The 15,310-nt window shown below is 71.6% G+C and carries 14 protein-coding genes; 7 read left to right on the top strand and 7 right to left on the bottom strand.

Annotated elements, in window-relative coordinates:
- Positions 1–11 precede the first annotated feature (11 nt).
- A complete protein-coding gene (locus tag DEP02_RS21000; protein WP_112469224.1) occupies positions 12–479 on the top strand; it encodes an SCO4983 family protein in 468 nt (155 codons plus the stop codon).
- Between the two features lie 402 nt (positions 480–881).
- Positions 882–1,328, top strand: a complete 447-nt coding sequence (locus DEP02_RS21005) for a GNAT family N-acetyltransferase (RefSeq protein ID WP_112469225.1) — start codon at positions 882–884, stop codon at positions 1,326–1,328.
- Here DEP02_RS21005 and DEP02_RS34100 read toward each other — a convergent pair.
- On the bottom strand, positions 1,315–1,491 hold the full coding sequence (locus tag DEP02_RS34100; RefSeq protein WP_198668509.1) for a hypothetical protein: 177 nt from the start codon (positions 1,489–1,491) through the stop codon (positions 1,315–1,317). The two genes, DEP02_RS21005 and DEP02_RS34100, sit on opposite strands and share 14 nt — an antisense overlap.
- 198 nt (positions 1,492–1,689) lie before the next feature.
- Positions 1,690–3,522 (bottom strand): phosphoenolpyruvate carboxykinase (GTP), encoded by a 1,833-nt coding sequence (locus tag DEP02_RS21010; protein ID WP_112469226.1) that lies wholly within the window; start codon positions 3,520–3,522, stop codon positions 1,690–1,692.
- Positions 3,523–3,810: 288 nt separating this feature from the next.
- On the opposite strand from DEP02_RS21010, the gene trhA reads away from it, so the two are divergent.
- The gene (gene trhA / locus DEP02_RS21015; RefSeq protein ID WP_112469227.1) at positions 3,811–4,524 is read left to right on the top strand and encodes a PAQR family membrane homeostasis protein TrhA; all 714 of its coding nucleotides are present in this window, start codon (positions 3,811–3,813) and stop codon (positions 4,522–4,524) included.
- A gap of 89 nt (positions 4,525–4,613) precedes the next feature.
- On the top strand, positions 4,614–5,345 hold the full coding sequence (locus tag DEP02_RS21020) for a Mut7-C RNAse domain-containing protein (protein WP_112469228.1): 732 nt from the start codon (positions 4,614–4,616) through the stop codon (positions 5,343–5,345).
- A gap of 15 nt (positions 5,346–5,360) precedes the next feature.
- Here DEP02_RS21020 and DEP02_RS21025 read toward each other — a convergent pair whose 3' ends face one another.
- Entirely contained in the window at positions 5,361–7,394 is a 2,034-nt protein-coding gene (locus DEP02_RS21025) for a thioredoxin domain-containing protein (protein WP_112469229.1), read from the bottom strand.
- 186 nt (positions 7,395–7,580) lie between these two features.
- Here DEP02_RS21025 and DEP02_RS21030 point away from each other — a divergent pair, with 186 nt between their 5' ends.
- A complete protein-coding gene (locus tag DEP02_RS21030; protein WP_112469230.1) occupies positions 7,581–10,781 on the top strand; it encodes a tetratricopeptide repeat protein in 3,201 nt (1,066 codons plus the stop codon).
- A gap of 25 nt (positions 10,782–10,806) precedes the next feature.
- Here DEP02_RS21030 and DEP02_RS21035 read toward each other — a convergent pair whose 3' ends face one another.
- Together DEP02_RS21035 and mca are read right to left on the bottom strand one after the other, a co-directional pair.
- Positions 10,807–11,052, bottom strand: a complete 246-nt coding sequence (locus tag DEP02_RS21035) for a hypothetical protein (RefSeq protein WP_112469231.1) — start codon at positions 11,050–11,052, stop codon at positions 10,807–10,809.
- A gap of 12 nt (positions 11,053–11,064) precedes the next feature.
- A complete protein-coding gene (gene mca, locus DEP02_RS21040) occupies positions 11,065–11,916 on the bottom strand; it encodes a mycothiol conjugate amidase Mca (protein ID WP_198668512.1) in 852 nt (283 codons plus the stop codon).
- A gap of 224 nt (positions 11,917–12,140) precedes the next feature.
- Between mca and DEP02_RS21045 the strand changes: the two genes are divergently transcribed.
- Together DEP02_RS21045 and greA are read left to right on the top strand one after the other, a co-directional pair.
- Entirely contained in the window at positions 12,141–12,539 is a 399-nt protein-coding gene (locus tag DEP02_RS21045; protein ID WP_112469233.1) for a DUF4307 domain-containing protein, read from the top strand.
- 213 nt (positions 12,540–12,752) lie between these two features.
- Entirely contained in the window at positions 12,753–13,247 is a 495-nt protein-coding gene (greA, locus tag DEP02_RS21050; protein WP_112469234.1) for a transcription elongation factor GreA, read from the top strand.
- A 109-nt stretch (positions 13,248–13,356) separates the two neighbouring features.
- Here greA and DEP02_RS21055 read toward each other — a convergent pair whose 3' ends face one another.
- Both DEP02_RS21055 and DEP02_RS21060 read right to left on the bottom strand, forming a co-directional pair.
- Positions 13,357–14,211: an ABC transporter permease gene (locus DEP02_RS21055; protein WP_112469235.1), complete on the bottom strand. Its 855-nt coding sequence runs from the start codon at positions 14,209–14,211 to the stop codon at positions 13,357–13,359.
- A complete protein-coding gene (locus DEP02_RS21060; protein WP_112469236.1) occupies positions 14,208–15,221 on the bottom strand; it encodes an ATP-binding cassette domain-containing protein in 1,014 nt (337 codons plus the stop codon). The genes DEP02_RS21055 and DEP02_RS21060 overlap by 4 nt, the downstream gene beginning before the upstream one ends.
- Between the last annotated feature and the right edge of the window lie 89 nt (positions 15,222–15,310).

Below are 15,310 nucleotides of genomic sequence, written 5' to 3' on the forward strand. Positions count from 1 at the left end.
GAGGCCATCCCATGTACGAACCGATACGCACCGGGTCCTCCAGCACCTCCTCCGAATTCCCGCACCGCTCCCGCGAGGAGGAGCTGGACATCCAGCTCGCCGGCCATCTCGCGGCGCTGCTCGCCGTCACGGACGAGCTGCGCGGCCTGACCCCGTCCGCCGACCTGGACACGGCGGCCGAACGGCTCGCCGAGCAGGTGGCCCGGCTCCGGGCGGGCCACTCCCCGGTCCGCGCCTCGGTGCCGGTGGCCGCCGGCAGCAAGTCCTCCGCCCTGCACGACCGGGCCCACGCCCTCGCCGGCCGCGCCCTCGTCGTCGCCGCCTCCCGCGCCGACACGACGGCGGCGATCCTGGCCGCCGAACGCATGGACGCCCACGCGGCGGCCCGGAGGGAGCGACGGAACCTGAGCCGCGCCGGCCAGGGCTTGTCCGACGGATCAAGTCGCAGGAAATCGGCGGCCGGCTACCGGCCCAGGTGAGCGGGGGTGATGGGGGTCCCCCTGCTCATTAAGAGCTTGGGGGTGGGGGTGCCCCCTGCTCGAAGAGCTCGGGGGAGCGTGCCAGACCCCGCGTTCTGCGGCATGATCCGCCGGACAAGCCCTGGCCCTCCACCGAGGGCCCCTCGACCGGCCCCGGTCCGCGTGCACCCGCAGCGACACGCGGACCGGGCGCCGTACCAGTGCGTTCGGCTCGAGCAGATCCGTGCGGGGTGAGTCGTCCGGCGCCGGAGCGGAACGGCAGAGAGCGCGACTGTTCCTACTGCCGCGGTTCGGAGCACTGTCCGTGAGGACCTTGCCGCCGTTGCCGCCCATTACCGGCACTACGCCCCGCACAGTGGTGCCACGTCCGACGAGACGCCGCGCCCGGCGGCGGGGCGGGAGCTGGAGTGCGACGGCCTCACGGAGCGCGGGCTGCCGTTCCTCGCCGCGGAGGAGGGGACGGTCGCGGGGTTCGCGTATGCCGGGCCGCGGCGGCCGAAGCCGGCGTACCGGTACGCCGTGGAGGACACTGCCCACCTCGCGCCGGACGCCGTCGGGCGCGGGCTCGGCGGTGCGCTGCTGGGCGAACTGGTGGGCTCCTGCACCCGGGCCGGGGTCCGGCGCGCGATCGCGATGGTCGCGGTGGTCGCGGTGGTCGCGGGCTCCGGCGGTGAGGCGGCGGTGTCGGCCGCACCGCACCGGCGGTTCGGCTTCGCCGACGTGGGGCGGCTGACCGCTGTCGGGTACGGGTACGGTCGTCGGATCGACACGCTGCTGGAACGGGCGCTGTTCCCGGAAGACCCCGGCGGGCCGGGCGGGCCGGGCGGGCCGGGGGTCAGCCGAACGTGACCGTGAAGATCACGAACAGTGCGAGGATCAGCAGGACGACGAGCCACACCGGCCAGTTGCCGCGGCTGCCCGGCTCCTCGGGGCCGCCGCCACGCGGGCGGTCCTCGGCCAGGTCGGGGTTGTCCGGGCGATCCCGGGTGTAGAAGTCCTCGTCTTCGGACATGCCCTCAGCCCTCCTTCACCTGGACGCCTCCCGGGTACCCCGCGGGGACGACGGCGACACGCCGGAGAGGCCGGGTGCGCACGCCGTTGGACGCACCCGGCCTCTCGGGTGGGCGCCGCGGCCGGCCGGGCGACGTCGCAGGTCAGGGCAAGTCGGCCAGCCGGCCGCGGAGATCAGAGGGGGTTGGGGCAGCTCCCGTCAGCCCAGGCGCTCGACGAGCGCGCGGTACTGGTCCCACAGCTCCTTGGGCGTGTGGTCGCCGAAGGTGTTCAGGTGCTCGGGAACCAGGGCGGCCTCCTCGCGCCACACGTCCTTGTCCACCGTGAGCAGGAACTCGAGGTCGGCGTCGGACAGCTCCAGGCCGTCCGTGTCCAGGGCCTCCTTGGTCGGCAGGATGCCGATGGGCGTCTCGACCCCCTCGGCCCTGCCCTCCAGGCGCTCCACGATCCACTTCAGCACACGGCTGTTCTCGCCGAAGCCGGGCCAGACGAACTTGCCCTCGTCGTTCTTGCGGAACCAGTTGACGTAGTAGACCTTCGGAAGCTTGGACTGGTCCTTGTCCTTGGCGACCTTGATCCAGTGGGCCATGTAGTCGCCCATGTTGTAGCCGCAGAACGGCAGCATGGCGAACGGGTCGCGGCGCAGCTCACCGACCTTGCCCTCGGCGGCGGCGGTCTTCTCGGAGGCGACGTTCGCGCCGAGGAACACACCGTGGTTCCAGTCGAAGGACTCCGTCACCAGCGGCACCGCGCTCGCCCGGCGGCCACCGAACAGGATCGCCGAGATCGGCACGCCCCTGGGGTCCTCCCACTCCGGCGCGATGATCGGGCACTGCGCGGCGGGGGTGGTGAAGCGGGCGTTGGGGTGCGCGGCGGGCGTCTCCGAGTCCGGGGTCCAGGAGTTGCCCTTCCAGTCGGTCAGGTGGGCCGGGATCTCCTCCGTCATGCCCTCCCACCACACGTCGCCGTCGTCGGTGAGCGCGACGTTGGTGAAGACCGAGTTGCCCCACAGCGTCTTCATCGCGTTGGCGTTGGTGTGCTCACCGGTGCCGGGCGCGACGCCGAAGAAGCCGGCCTCGGGGTTGATCGCGTACAGCCGGCCGTCCTCGCCGAACCGCATCCACGCGATGTCGTCGCCGATGGTCTCCACCGTCCAGCCGGAGATCGTCGGCTCCAGCATGGCCAGGTTGGTCTTGCCGCAGGCGCTCGGGAAGGCGGCGGCGACGTACCTGGCCTCGCCCTGCGGGGGCGTGAGCTTGAGGATCAGCATGTGCTCGGCCAGCCAGCCCTCGTCGCGGGCCATGACGGAGGCGATGCGCAGGGCGTAGCACTTCTTGCCGAGCAGCGCGTTGCCGCCGTAGCCGGATCCGTACGACCAGATCTCGCGGTCCTCGGGGAAATGCGAGATGTACTTGGTGGAGTTGCAGGGCCAGGGGACGTCCTCCTGGCCCGGCTCGAGCGGGGCGCCGAGGGTGTGCACGGCCTTGACGAAGAAGCCGCTGTCACCGAGCTCGTCCAGCACCGGCTGCCCCATGCGGGTCATGGTGCGCATGGACACCGCGACGTAGGCGGAGTCGGTGATCTCGACGCCGATCGCCGACAGCGGCGAGCCCAGCGGCCCCATGCAGAAGGGGACGACGTACATCGTCCGCCCCTTCATCGAGCCGCGGAAGATGCCACCGTCCCCGTCCTTGCCCTGGAAGATCTCCCGCATCTCGGCGGGCGCCTTCCAGTGGTTCGTCGGGCCCGCGTCCTCCTCCTTCTCGGAGCAGATGAACGTCCGGTCCTCGACGCGGGCCACGTCCGAGGGGTCCGAGGCCGCGTAGTAGGAGTTTGGGCGCTTGATCGGGTCGAGTTTCCTGAAGGTGCCCTTCTGGACGAGCTCCTCGCTCAGTCGCTCGTACTCGGCCTCGGATCCGTCACACCAGACCACTCTGTCCGGCTGGGTCAGTTCGGCGATCTCGTTGACCCAGGAGATCAGTTCCTTGTGGTGGGTCGGGAGGACGGAGGGAGCCGCGATGTCGCGCGCCACGATTGCTCCTATGGGGAGGGATCTCTGACTTGTCGCCCCGTGGGGGCCGCGGCCCGGATGCTTCGTAGCCGCTCATCCGGTGCCGACCGTACTCATTTGATCATCCGACGAGAGTGCCCATCTGTCCAGAGGGCCGCACAAGTGAGCGGCGTGACGTATCCCACGGTTTCCGTGATTCTTTGCGTCCACCTGGGGTTCGGATGAAGAACTTTTTGCGTTCGACCCGATCGCCGCCATCACTGTCCGACACTGACAGCCGACTTACGGTGCCGTAGGTACGATGCGCGCATGACTGCGTCCGCCCCCGACGCGCACCTGGACACGCCGGTCGCCGGCCGTGGCCCGGCCGCGCTCTCCCTGCCGCATCCGGTCAAGCCGAAGCTGCGCGGCTGGCTGCACCTCGGCATGTTCCCGGCCGTGCTCGTCGCGGGCCTGGTCCTCACCGCGCTGGCCAGTTCCACCCGCGGGCGGATCGCCTGCGGGATCTACGTCCTCACCGCCTGTCTGCTCTTCGGCGTCAGCGCGCTGTACCACCGGGGCAACTGGGGGCCGCGCCTGGGCGGCGTCCTGCGCAGACTCGACCACGCGAACATCTTCCTGATCATCGCGGGCACGTACACACCGCTCGCCCTGCTGCTCCTGCCCGGCGCCAAGGGTCAGTGGCTGCTGTGGGGCATATGGGCCGCGGCCGTCGCCGGCATCGTCTTCCGCGTCTTCTGGGTGGGCGCCCCGCGCTGGCTCTACACGCCCTGCTACATCGCGATGGGCTGGGCGGCCGTCTTCTTCCTGCCCGACTTCCTGCGCACCGGCGGCATCGCGGTCCTGGTCCTGGTGATCGTCGGCGGCGTCCTCTACAGCGCGGGCGGCGTCGTCTACGGCATCAAGCGACCGAACCCCTCCCCGCGCTGGTTCGGCTTCCACGAGGTCTTCCACTCCTTCACGCTGGCCGCGTTCGTGGTCCACTACGTGGGGATCTCGCTGGTGGCGTACCAGCACGCATAGCCCGACCCGTCCCGACCTGACCCGCCGAGCACGGGCTGCCCACCGAAAAACCCTGAGATCCGGCCCCGCACCCGTGCCATCCTGGCCGGGTGAACGGTCCCGAGATCCACGTCGAGTTCGACCCCGGCCTGCTCCTGTTCGTCCCCCACGCCCGGCGCCGCGACGCCACCCCGGTCGTCACCGACGGCGTCTCGACGCTCGGTCACGTCGTGGAGTCCCTGGGCGTGCCGCTCACCGAGGTGGGCGCGCTGGTGGTGGACGGCCGCGAGGTGCCGGTGTCGCACGTCCCGCGGGCGGCCGAGACGGTGCGGGTGCGTGCCGTGGCACGGCCCCAGCAGGTCCCCGGCGCACCCCTGCGCTTCCTCCTCGACGTGCACCTCGGCACCCTCGCCCGCCGTCTGCGCCTGCTGGGCGTCGACACGGCCTACGAGTCGACCGACATCGGCGACCCCGCCCTCGCCGCCCGCTCCGCCGCCGAGAAACGCGTCATGCTCAGCCGCGACCGGGGCCTGCTGCGCCGCCGCGAACTGTGGGCGGGCGCCTTCGTCTACAGCACCCGCCCCGACGACCAGCTCCACGACATCCTCGACCGCTTCCGCCCCGCCCTCGTCCCCTGGACCCGCTGCACCGCCTGCAACGGCCTGCTTCAGGACGCCACGAAGGAGGAGGTGGCCGACCAGTTGGAGCACGGCACGCATCGCACGTACGACGTCTTCGCCCGCTGCCGCGATTGCGGCCGCGCCTACTGGAAGGGCGCCCACCACGACCAGTTGGAGGCGATCGTGGAGCGCGCCCTGGCCGGGTACGCCGAACAGAGGTGACGCCCGAGCCCCGTCTCAGCCGCCCAGCGCGGCCCGCAACCGCTCGGGATCGGTGGTCGGGGCGTCGCAGGTGAAGTTGCGGCAGACGTAGGCGGCCGGCTCGCCCTGGACGAGGGGCCGGTCGGCGAGCAGGGGGAACTCGTCGCTCTCCGGGGTGCCCCAGACGACGACCGCGCCGGGGGCGGTGCCCAGAAGTGCCGTACGGTGCAGGGTCTTTGCCGCCTTGTCGTCGGGGGACGGCCCCACGACGGCGACCTCGCGCGGTCCGTCGAGCACGGCCTCGGCGACGGCCAGCCCCCAGCCGATGAAGCGGGGGACGCGCGGGCCGAGCGCCCGGACCACGCCCAACGCCCTCTCGGCGGCGGTGCGGTGGGCCTCGGAACCCGTGTGGGCCGCATAGCCGAGCAGGGCGCCGGCGGCCGCCGTCCAGCCGGAGGGGGCCGCGTTGTCGGTGGGGTCCTGGGGGCGGCGGATCAACCGCTCGGCGTCGGCGGCCGTGTCGTACAGGGCGCCCGACTCCGGGTCGGTGAACCGGGTGAGCACATGCCCGAGGAGCAGCCCGGCGAACTCCAGCCACACGCCCTCGCCGGTGACGGAGGCCAGGGCGAGGAAGCCCTCGGCGACGTCGGCGTAGTCCTCCAGCACCCCGGTGTTGGCCCCGGCCCGGCCGTCCTTGCTGGTGCGGTGGAGCGCGGCGTGCTCGTCCATGTGCACCCGTACGAGGAGGTCGGCGGCGCCGGCCGCGGCGTCCACCAGGTCCGGGCGGTCGAAGTAGGCGCCGGTCTCGGCGAGGGCGGCGATCGCGAGCCCGTTCCAGGCGGCGACCACCTTGTCGTCCCGGCCGGGGGCGGGGCGCTCGGCCCGCTTCCCGAACAGCCGTCGCCTGGCCGACTCGACCCGCCCGGCGTCGAAGACGCCCTCCTGATGTGGGAGTTGCAGCACGGAGGCGCCCTGCTCGAAGGTGCCCTCCTCGGTCACCCCGAAGTACTGCGCGGCGAGTTCGGCGTCCTCCTCACCCAGGGCCTCGCGAAGCTGCTCCGGGGTCCAGACGTAGTAGGCGCCTTCGACGTGCCTGCCCGTACCGTCGTCGCTGTCGGCGTCCAGGGCCGAGGCGAATCCCCCTTCCCCGGTGCGCAGTTCACGCACCATGAAGTCGGCGGTCTCCAGAGCGACACGGCGGGCGAACTCCGAACCGGTGGCCCGCCACAGGTGGGCGTAGACCCGGCACAGCAGGGCGTTGTCGTACAGCATCTTCTCGAAGTGCGGCACCACCCAGTCACGGTCCACGGAGTAACGGGCGAAGCCGCCGCCGAGCTGGTCGTAGATGCCGCCGCGGGCCATCCGCTCGCAGGTGTCCTGCGCCATCTGCAGCGCGCCCTCGGAACCGGTGCGGGCGTGGTGCCGCAGCAGGAACTCGATCACCATCGACGGCGGGAACTTCGGCGCCCCGCCGAACCCGCCGCGCTGCGGGTCGTACTCCCGGGTCAGCGCGAGCAGCGCCTGCGCCTGCTCCTCCTCGCCGGGGGCCTGCGTGGTGCCGTGGTCGAGCTCCCGGTTCGCCAGATCCCGCGTGATCTTCCCGGCGACCTCGGTGACCTCCTCCCGCCGTGTCTCCCACGCCTGCCGCACGCCCTCCAGCACCTGCCGGAACGAGGGCATCCCGTGCCGGGGCGCGGGCGGGAAGTACGTGCCGAAGTAGAACGGCTCGGCGTCGGGGGTGAGGAACACGGTCATCGGCCACCCGCCCTGCCCGGTGGCCGCCTGCACGGCCTCCATGTACACCGCGTCGACGTCCGGCCGCTCCTCGCGGTCGACCTTGACACTGACGAAGTGCTCGTTCAGGACGGCGGCCGTGTTCTCGTCCTCGAAGGACTCGTGAGCCATGACATGGCACCAGTGGCAGCTGCTGTACCCGACGCTCAGCAGCACGGGAACCTCGCGCCGCCGCGCCTCCGCGAAGGCCTCCCCCGACCACGGCCACCAGTCGACCGGGTTGTCGGCGTGCTGGAGCAGGTACGGGGACGTCTCATGGGCCAGTCGGTTCGGCATACCCCCATCCTGCCTCACCGGACCCCACCGGGCACGGAACGTGATCGTCGTACGGCTCCCCGTACGCCCTCGTGAGAGCGGTCGGCGCCCGGTCCGGCCGTCCGCTGATCGTCGCCCCTCTCGCGCTGTCGCCCCCATCCAAGGACACTCGTGGGTAAAGGAGTTGTCGCCGGAGGGGGACGGGACATGCGGGACGGGCACCGGGTGGATGCCGAGCGGCTGCTGGCTCGGGCCGTGGAGGAGGAGGTGCGCCGGTCGGGCGGGCGGGTGGACGGGGGTGTGCTGCTGTCGCGGGCGCGCGGGGCGCTGGACGGCCTGGCCCGGACGGCGGCGGAGGAGTACGAGGCGTATACGAGGGCGCTGGACGAGGCGGCGGCCGGGCAGCTCACGTTCGCGCAGCGGTACGCGCGGGAGAGCGGGGGAACTCCCCTGCTGGTCGCGGCCGTTGCGGGGCTGGCCGCCCTCGTGGCCGATCTGGCGCTGGGGACGGACGCGGGCACCGCCGTGGGCGCGGGGGTCGCCGCGGGAGCGGTGGGCGCCGCCGCCACGGTGGTGAAGGTGACCGCCGCCCATCTGCCCGCCGCGCACCACCGTGCGGGCGCGGCCGGTCAGCCGGGCGGGCCGGAGCAGCTGCGGCTGCAGTGGCTCACCGCGCTGGAGGTGCGCGGGATCCGCCCCTTCCTCGACCAGCAGCGGGTGCTGGGCGCGTCCGCCGCCGGGAAGAAGGCGGTGCCCCCGCTGCGCGGCGCGGACAAGAGCGCGGCGGCCCGCAGACGCAGTGTGCTGGAGCAGTCGTTCGGGCAACTTCCGGAACCGGACGAGGTGTTCGCGGGGCGGCGGCAGGAGATGGCGCGGATCCGGCAGTGGGTGCAGGCCGCCCGGGCGAGCACGCGGACCCGGCCGACGGTCGTCGTGCTGCACGGGGCGCCCGGTTCCGGCCGCAGCACCCTCGCGGTGCGCGCGGCCCACGACCTGAAGGACCAGTTCCGGGGCGCGGTCGTCGTGGACCTGCGCGGCGACGGCCCCGAGGAGCCGCCGCTGCCGACCCGTGACGCGCTGCTGCACCTGCTGAACCGGCTCGGCGCGCCCCGCGAGCAGCTGCTGTTCCGCGAGCGGTCCTCCCCGGCCCAGCAGCTCAAGCGGCTGGGCGAGATGTACCACCAGCACCTGACGGGGGTGCCGGTCACGATCGTGCTGGACGACGCCTCGGACGCCGAACAGGTCCGCGCCCTGGTCCCCGAGCGCTCCGACAGCCTGGTCCTGGTCACCGCCCGCGAGCCCCTGGAGCTGCCCGCCGACCTGCCGGCGTGGGTGTACCAGCTGCCGGTCCAGGCCCTGGACGAGGCGGGCGCGGAGGAGCTGCTGAGCGCGGCCGCGCAGGACGCCTCGGAGCCGTACGACGGCGAATCCACCGACCGGATCAGACAGTTGTGCGGCGGGCTGCCGCTGGCGCTGCGCATCGCGGGCTCCGCCCTCGGCCCGCGCTCACCCCGCCGGCTGGCCACGGACCTGGGCGCGTACGGTCCGGTGGAGCCGGTGGAGCGGGCGCTGTGGCTGCGCTACGCCGACCAGTCGGAGCAGGCCCGCCGGCTGCTGCGCCGGCTCGCCCTGGCCGGGCGGACCTCGCTGGGTGCCGCGGCGGCGGCCGCGCTGCTGGCCACGGACGAGACGGAGGCGACCCGGCACCTGGTGGCCCTCGCCCGGGCGGGGCTGATCGACCATGTGCGGGGCAACCGCTACCGGCTGCACGACCTGGTACGGGCCTTCGCGCACGCCCGTCTCCTGGACGAGGAGGACCCGGCCGAGCGGACGGCGGCGCAGGAGCGGCTGATCGCGAACTACGCCGAGCTGGCCGACTCGGTGCTGCGCCTGGTCGACGGCAACATGTCGACCCGCTCGGACCGGTTCAGCCCGCACGGCTTCACCTCGCTGGACGAGGCACTGCGCTGGCTGGACGACGAGTCGAGCTTCATCACGGCGGCCCTCAGACACGCGGAGGGCGTGAACCAGGCGGCCGTGCTGAACCTGCTCGACGCGCTGTGCGACTACTGCCTGCTGCGCGGCGACCTGTACCGCCTGGGTGAGATCAGCGAGCTGACGCAGGCCGTGGACCAGGGGCTGCTGGTCCGGTCGGTGCAGTGGCGCACCGGTATCGCGGCCCGGCAACTCGGTGAGCTGGACAAGGCGCGTACGACGCTGGCCTCGGTCGTCGACCTCTACCGGGAGGCCCACCACGACGCGGGGGCGGCCCGCGCGCTGACCTCGCTCGGCATCACGCTGCACCACCAGGGGAACCTGCCGGAGGCGGCGGCCCGGCTGCGCGAGGCGCTCCAGTCGCAGTCGGTGCCGGAGCTGGCGACCGACCGGGCCTGGACGATGCACGCGCTGGCGGCGGTGGAGCGGGACCGGGCGCAGCTGGCCGAGGCGCTGGACCTGCTGACGCGTTCGCTGGTGCTGCACCGGGAGGGCGGGTCGGTGCACGGCGAGGCGTGGGCGCACTTCCAGCTGGGCCAGCTGGCGCTGCGCCTGGGCGACGTGGAGCACGCGGAGGCGGATCTGCGTCAGGCCCTGGAGCGCTACGGCCGCACCCGTGACGCCCGCGGTGAGGCGTGGGCGCTGACCCAGCTGGCGCGGGCCCGGCTGGTGGCCGGTGACGCGTCGGAGGCGGTGGACGAGCTGCGGCAGGCGGCGGTGCGGCACCGGGACAACGAGGACGCGCGCGGCGAGGCCTGGACGCTGTACTACCTCGGTCAGGCGCTGGAGGAGACCGGCGACCTGGACCGGTCGGTGCGCGAGCTGGAGCGGGCCCGCACGATGTTCTCCCGGATGCGCGACGTGTACGGCCTGGCCTGTGCCCGGCATCACTCGGCGCGGGTGACCCGGGACCAGCTGGCGGCCCGGACGGGTTCGCTGCGCAACTCCGGTTTCGCCCGTCAGCTGCTGGTCGACGCCCGCGCCGACTTCCAGCGCATCGGCGTCGCCCACGGCGAGGCGTGGACGTGTCTGGAGCTGGCGGTGGTGGACGCCGGCAACGCCCGCACCCAGCAGGCCCTCGCCCTGTGCGACGAGGCGGTGCCCCTCTTCGCCTCCTACGGCGACCGCCGCGGTGAGGACTGGGCCCGCTTCCTGCGCTGCACCCTGCTGCCGTACGCGGCTGCCGGTGGGGTGGAGGTCGGTTCGGCGGTGGCCCAGGAGGAGCTGTCCCGGCTCGCCCGCGGCGGCCATCCGCTGCGCGACGGGAAGCTGGACGACTACGTCGCGGCCTACCGGCTGCTGCTGGAGCGGGGGGTGAGCCTGGAGGCGGGCTGGCAGGCCTGGCGTCTGGGCATGGTGCCGGGCCGGCACGCGCGGGAGGTGATGGGGGTGGCGGTGCCGGCCAGGCCGTGAGGGCGGCACCGCCCGCCGCCCGGTGTCAGCTCCGCCGGTCCTCGGAGTCGGCCGCGGATGCGCCGGACTTCGCCTCCGGGTCCGGGGCCTCCTTGAAGGAGACCCTGTTCATGTGGCGGTTCATGGACTTCATCAGACCCCAGATGGCCAGGGCCATCGCGGCGAAGACGATGAATCCGAGGACGCCGGGGGTGACCTTGTTCGGGTCGACCTCGGCGAGGGGAACGAGGTGCGTCATGGCCGGGCTCACGCTTGCGCTCATGTCAGACATTGTCCCTCAGGGCTACCGGACGCCCGCAAAGAGGTCGTCCTCGGGGAGCGAGGTGTCCACCAGGGACTTCGCGAGTTCGTACTCCTCGGTGGGCCAGACCTCCTTCTGGACCTCCATCGGCACCCGGAACCAGCCGCCGTCGGGGTCGATCTGCGTGGCGTGGGCGATCAGCGCCTTGTCGCGGATCTCGAAGAAGTCGGCGCAGGGGACGTGGGTGGTGATCGTGCGCTCCTTGTGGCCGGACTTCTCCCAGCGCTTGAGCCACTCGCCGTAGGGGGACTCCAGGCCGCGGTCGAGCATGGCCTGGTGCAGCGCCTCGGTGCGCGGGCGGTTGAAGCCCTGGTTGTAGTACAGCTTCAACGGCTGGTGCGCCGGGCCGTACTCCGCCTCCGGGTACTTCTCGGCGTCCGCGGCGCCCTCGAAGGCCACCATCGTGATCTTGTGGGTCATGATGTGGTCGGGGTGCGGGTAGCCGCCGTTCTCGTCGTAGGTGGTGATCACCTGGGGGCGGAAGGAGCGGATCCGGCGCACCAGCTCGCCGGCCGCCTTGTCGACGTCCTCCAGGGCGAAGCAGCCCTCGGGCAGCGGCGGCAGCGGGTCGCCCTCGGGCAGGCCGGAGTCGACGAAGCCGAGCCAGTCCTGCTTGACGCCGAGGATCTCCCGGGCCTCGTCCATCTCCTTCCTGCGTACCTCGTGGATGTTCTCCTCGATGTACGTGTCGCCCTGCAGCTTGGGGTTGAGGATGGAGCCGCGCTCTCCGCCCGTGCAGGTCACCACCAGCACGTCCACCCCCTCGGACACGTACTTGGCCATGGTGGCCGCGCCCTTGCTCGACTCGTCGTCGGGGTGCGCGTGCACGGCCATCAGTCGCAACTGCTCAGTCAAGGCTCAGTCCTCAAGGTCAGGTCGGTGCCCGGCGCAAGCGGGCAGTCAACGGTGCCGCCCCGCGGGTACGTCGTCCCGGGGTGGCGGTCGGGCAGTCGTGCGCGGGCTTCTATAGTGACCGAATCGGGGGGCGAATAATTCCGGGGTACGACTCCGGGAGCCCCCCGCGGGACACAGGTCCCGCCCCGGCCGAGAGGACGATCATGAGTACGGCGAGCACCAGGCCGCCCGAGGACCGCTACGGCCGCTCCCCGGACGAGCGTGCCGACCGCAAGCTCAAGATCGCGGGTGCCGTCCTGGGTGCGGTCATGCTGGCCCTGATCGGCTACTTCGCCTACCACTACGTCGGCCAGAACAAGATCAGCGCGCAGGTCGTCGCCTTCCAGACCTCGGACCACGCGGTGCGGATCCATCTGGAGGTCCACAAGGACGCCGACGCCCGCGGCTACTGCACGCTGCGCTCGCGGGACACCACCGGTGACGAGGTCGGCCGGGCGGACTTCCGCTTCGACGAGCGGGCCACGCGGATCGACAAGGTGGTCAAGCTGCGTACGACGGCGCGGGGCTCGACGGCCGAGCTGCTGGGCTGCCAAGCCGGCTGACGCGTCGGCCGGCGCATCCGGGCGACCATCCGGGCGGCGCATCCGGGCGGCCCGGAATACGCGGGTGCTGATCTGCGTTGACACAGGTCTCACGGCTTATGTCCTCCCCCTTTGGAGCGGGGGTTGTTAGGCTCGTGGTTTCGCCCATCCAAGAGGGAACATTCTTCTGGGTAGGGCGATGCTTTGTATTCCCAGCACCGACGAGGAGCACCTGTGACCCAGACCAGCGAGAACGTCACCTGGCTGACCCAGGAGGCGTACAACAAGCTCAAGGACGAGCTTGCCTACCTTACTGGTCCCGCGCGCACGGAGATCGCCGCCAAGATCGCGGCCGCGCGCGAGGAGGGCGACCTGCGTGAGAACGGCGGGTACCACGCGGCCAAGGAGGAGCAGGGCAAGCAGGAGCTCCGCGTGCGCCAGCTGACTCAGCTCCTTGAGACCGCCCAGGTCAAGCCGCCGGCCGATGACGGTATCGTCGCGCCGGGCATGGTCGTCACGATCGCCTTCGACGGTGACGAGGACGACACTCTGACCTTCCTGCTGGCCTCGCGCGAGTACGCCAGCTCCAAGATCGAGACCTACTCGCCGCAGTCCCCGCTGGGCATCGGCGTGATCGGCCACAAGGTCGGCGAGGACGCGGAGTACGAGCTGCCGAACGGCAAGATCGCCTCGGTGAGGATCCTCAAGGCCGATCCGTACGAGGGCTGAGCCCACGCGCACCCGCCCTTCTTGCGGTGAGCCCCCGGCGCTGTGTCCGTGCGCCGGGGGCTTCCTCATGCTCCGGCCGGTCTGCCGGTTCCCCCGTCGTCGCTGTCGTTCACGCCGCGGCCGAGCGGTACTTGCGTACCGCCAGCGTCCGGAACACCACGAGAATCAGCACGGACCACAGCAACGATGCCCACACCGGGTGCTGCATGGGCCAGGCGTCGGGCACCGGATAGCCCGCCGGGAGGTTGCCGAAGAGCTGGCGGCAGGCCTGCACGGTGGCGCTGAACGGGTTCCAGTTCGCGATGGTCTGCAAGAACGAGGGCATGTTCTCCGCCGGTACGAACGCGTTCGAGATGAACGTCAGCGGGAACAGCCAGATCAGGCCGCCGGAGGTGGCCGCCTCGGGGGTGCGTACGGACAGGCCGATCAGCGCACCGATCCATGAGAACGCATAGCCGAGCAGGAGCAGCAGGCCGAATCCGGCCAGTACCTTGCCGAAGTTCTCGTGCGTGCGCCAGCCGACCAGGACGGCGACGACCGCGAGGACCACCAGGGTCAGGGCCGTCTGCACCAGGTCGGCGAAGGTACGGCCGGTGAGGACCGCGCCACGGGCCATGGGCAGCGAGCGGAACCGGTCGATGAGGCCCTTGTGCATGTCGTCGGCGATGCCCGCGCCGGCTCCGGCGGTGGCGAACGTGACGGTCTGTGCGAAGATGCCCGCCATCAGGAACTCTCGGTACCCGGAGGCGTTGAGACCCGCACCCGGGACGTTGATCGATCCGCCGAACACATAGCTGAACAGCACCACGAACATAATGGGCTGGATCAGCCCGAAGATGACCATCTCGGGGATTCGGGTCATGCGAATCACATTCCGCCGGGCGATGACCAGCGAGTCCCGGAGGGACTGCGTCACGGCGTTGCCGGGCGGCTCGATCCGCGCACTGTCGGTGACGGCACTCACTTGACGGTCTCCTTCTCGATCCGGCGGTCTCTGACGTCGGCGCCCTTCGCGCCGTTCTCCTCGTCCGTGGCCTCGGCCACATGGCCCGTGAGGGACAGGAACACGTCGTCGAGGGTCGGGCGGCGCAGTCCGATGTCGTCGATCTCGATCCCGCGGGCGTCCAGCTCGCGGATGATCTCGGCCAGCAGCTTGGCACCGCCGGTGACCGGCACGGTCAGCTTGCGGGTGTGCTCCTCGACGGCGGTGTCGCCCTTGCCGAAGCCGCGCAGCACCTCGCAGGCGGTGGAGATGTGCTCGCGGTCGTGCACGACGACCTCGACGCGCTCGCCGCCGGTGCGGGCCTTGAGCTGGTCGGAAGTGCCGCGGGCGATGACCCGGCCGTGGTCGACGACCGCTATCTCGTGCGCCAGGTGGTCGGCCTCTTCCAGGTACTGGGTGGTCAGCAGCAGGGTCGTACCACCGGAGACGAGCTGCTTGATGACGTCCCACAGCTGTTGGCGGTTGCGCGGGTCGAGGCCGGTCGTCGGCTCGTCCATGAACATCACCGGCGGGGAGACGACGAGCGCCGCCGCCAGGTCGAGCCGGCGGCGCATGCCTCCGGAGTAGGTCTTCGCGGGCCGGTCGGCGGCGTCGGCGAGGTTGAACTGCTCCAGCAGCTCAGCCGCCCGGGTCTTCGCCGCGCCGGCCCGCATCTGGTAGAGCCGGCCGACCATCTGGAGGTTCTCACGGCCGGTCAGATATTCGTCGACCGCGGCGAACTGGCCGGACAGGCCGATGGAACGCCGCACTTCGTTGGGGTGTTCGAGCACGTCGAGGCCGGCGACAACGGCCTTGCCGCTGTCGGGCCGCAGCAGGGTGGTCAGACAGCGGACGGTGGTGGTCTTGCCCGCGCCGTTCGGCCCGAGAAGTCCGAGCACCGTGCCCTCGGGGACATCGAGGTCGACGCCGTCCAGAGCCCTTACGTCGCCGAAGGTCTTCACCAGTCCTTCGGCATAGATGGCGCCTGGCATATGAAATCTCCACGTCGTCAGGGATTGCCGGAAAAGCCTAGAGAGGCAGGTCTTGTTTCGCTGGGAATTTCGCCTGCGCAGCGTTCGCG

This window comes from Streptomyces triticisoli, from assembly GCF_003270085.1.
Taxonomy (GTDB): domain Bacteria; phylum Actinomycetota; class Actinomycetes; order Streptomycetales; family Streptomycetaceae; genus Streptomyces; species Streptomyces triticisoli.

Bases quoted from the DNA above. Each gene is read 5' to 3' on its own strand.
- DEP02_RS21000 (WP_112469224.1), top strand. From the start codon at position 12: ATGTACGAACCGATACGCACCGGGTCCTCCAGCACCTCCTCCGAATTC.
- DEP02_RS34100 (WP_198668509.1), bottom strand. From the start codon at position 1,491: ATGTCCGAAGACGAGGACTTCTACACCCGGGATCGCCCGGACAACCCC.
- trhA (WP_112469227.1), top strand. From the start codon at position 3,811: ATGACTGCGTCCGCCCCCGACGCGCACCTGGACACGCCGGTCGCCGGC.
- DEP02_RS21025 (WP_112469229.1), bottom strand. From the start codon at position 7,394: ATGCCGAACCGACTGGCCCATGAGACGTCCCCGTACCTGCTCCAGCAC.
- DEP02_RS21030 (WP_112469230.1), top strand. From the start codon at position 7,581: ATGCGGGACGGGCACCGGGTGGATGCCGAGCGGCTGCTGGCTCGGGCC.
- DEP02_RS21035 (WP_112469231.1), bottom strand. From the start codon at position 11,052: ATGTCTGACATGAGCGCAAGCGTGAGCCCGGCCATGACGCACCTCGTT.
- mca (WP_198668512.1), bottom strand. From the start codon at position 11,916: ATGGCCGTGCACGCGCACCCCGACGACGAGTCGAGCAAGGGCGCGGCC.
- DEP02_RS21045 (WP_112469233.1), top strand. From the start codon at position 12,141: ATGAGTACGGCGAGCACCAGGCCGCCCGAGGACCGCTACGGCCGCTCC.
- DEP02_RS21060 (WP_112469236.1), bottom strand. From the start codon at position 15,221: ATGCCAGGCGCCATCTATGCCGAAGGACTGGTGAAGACCTTCGGCGAC.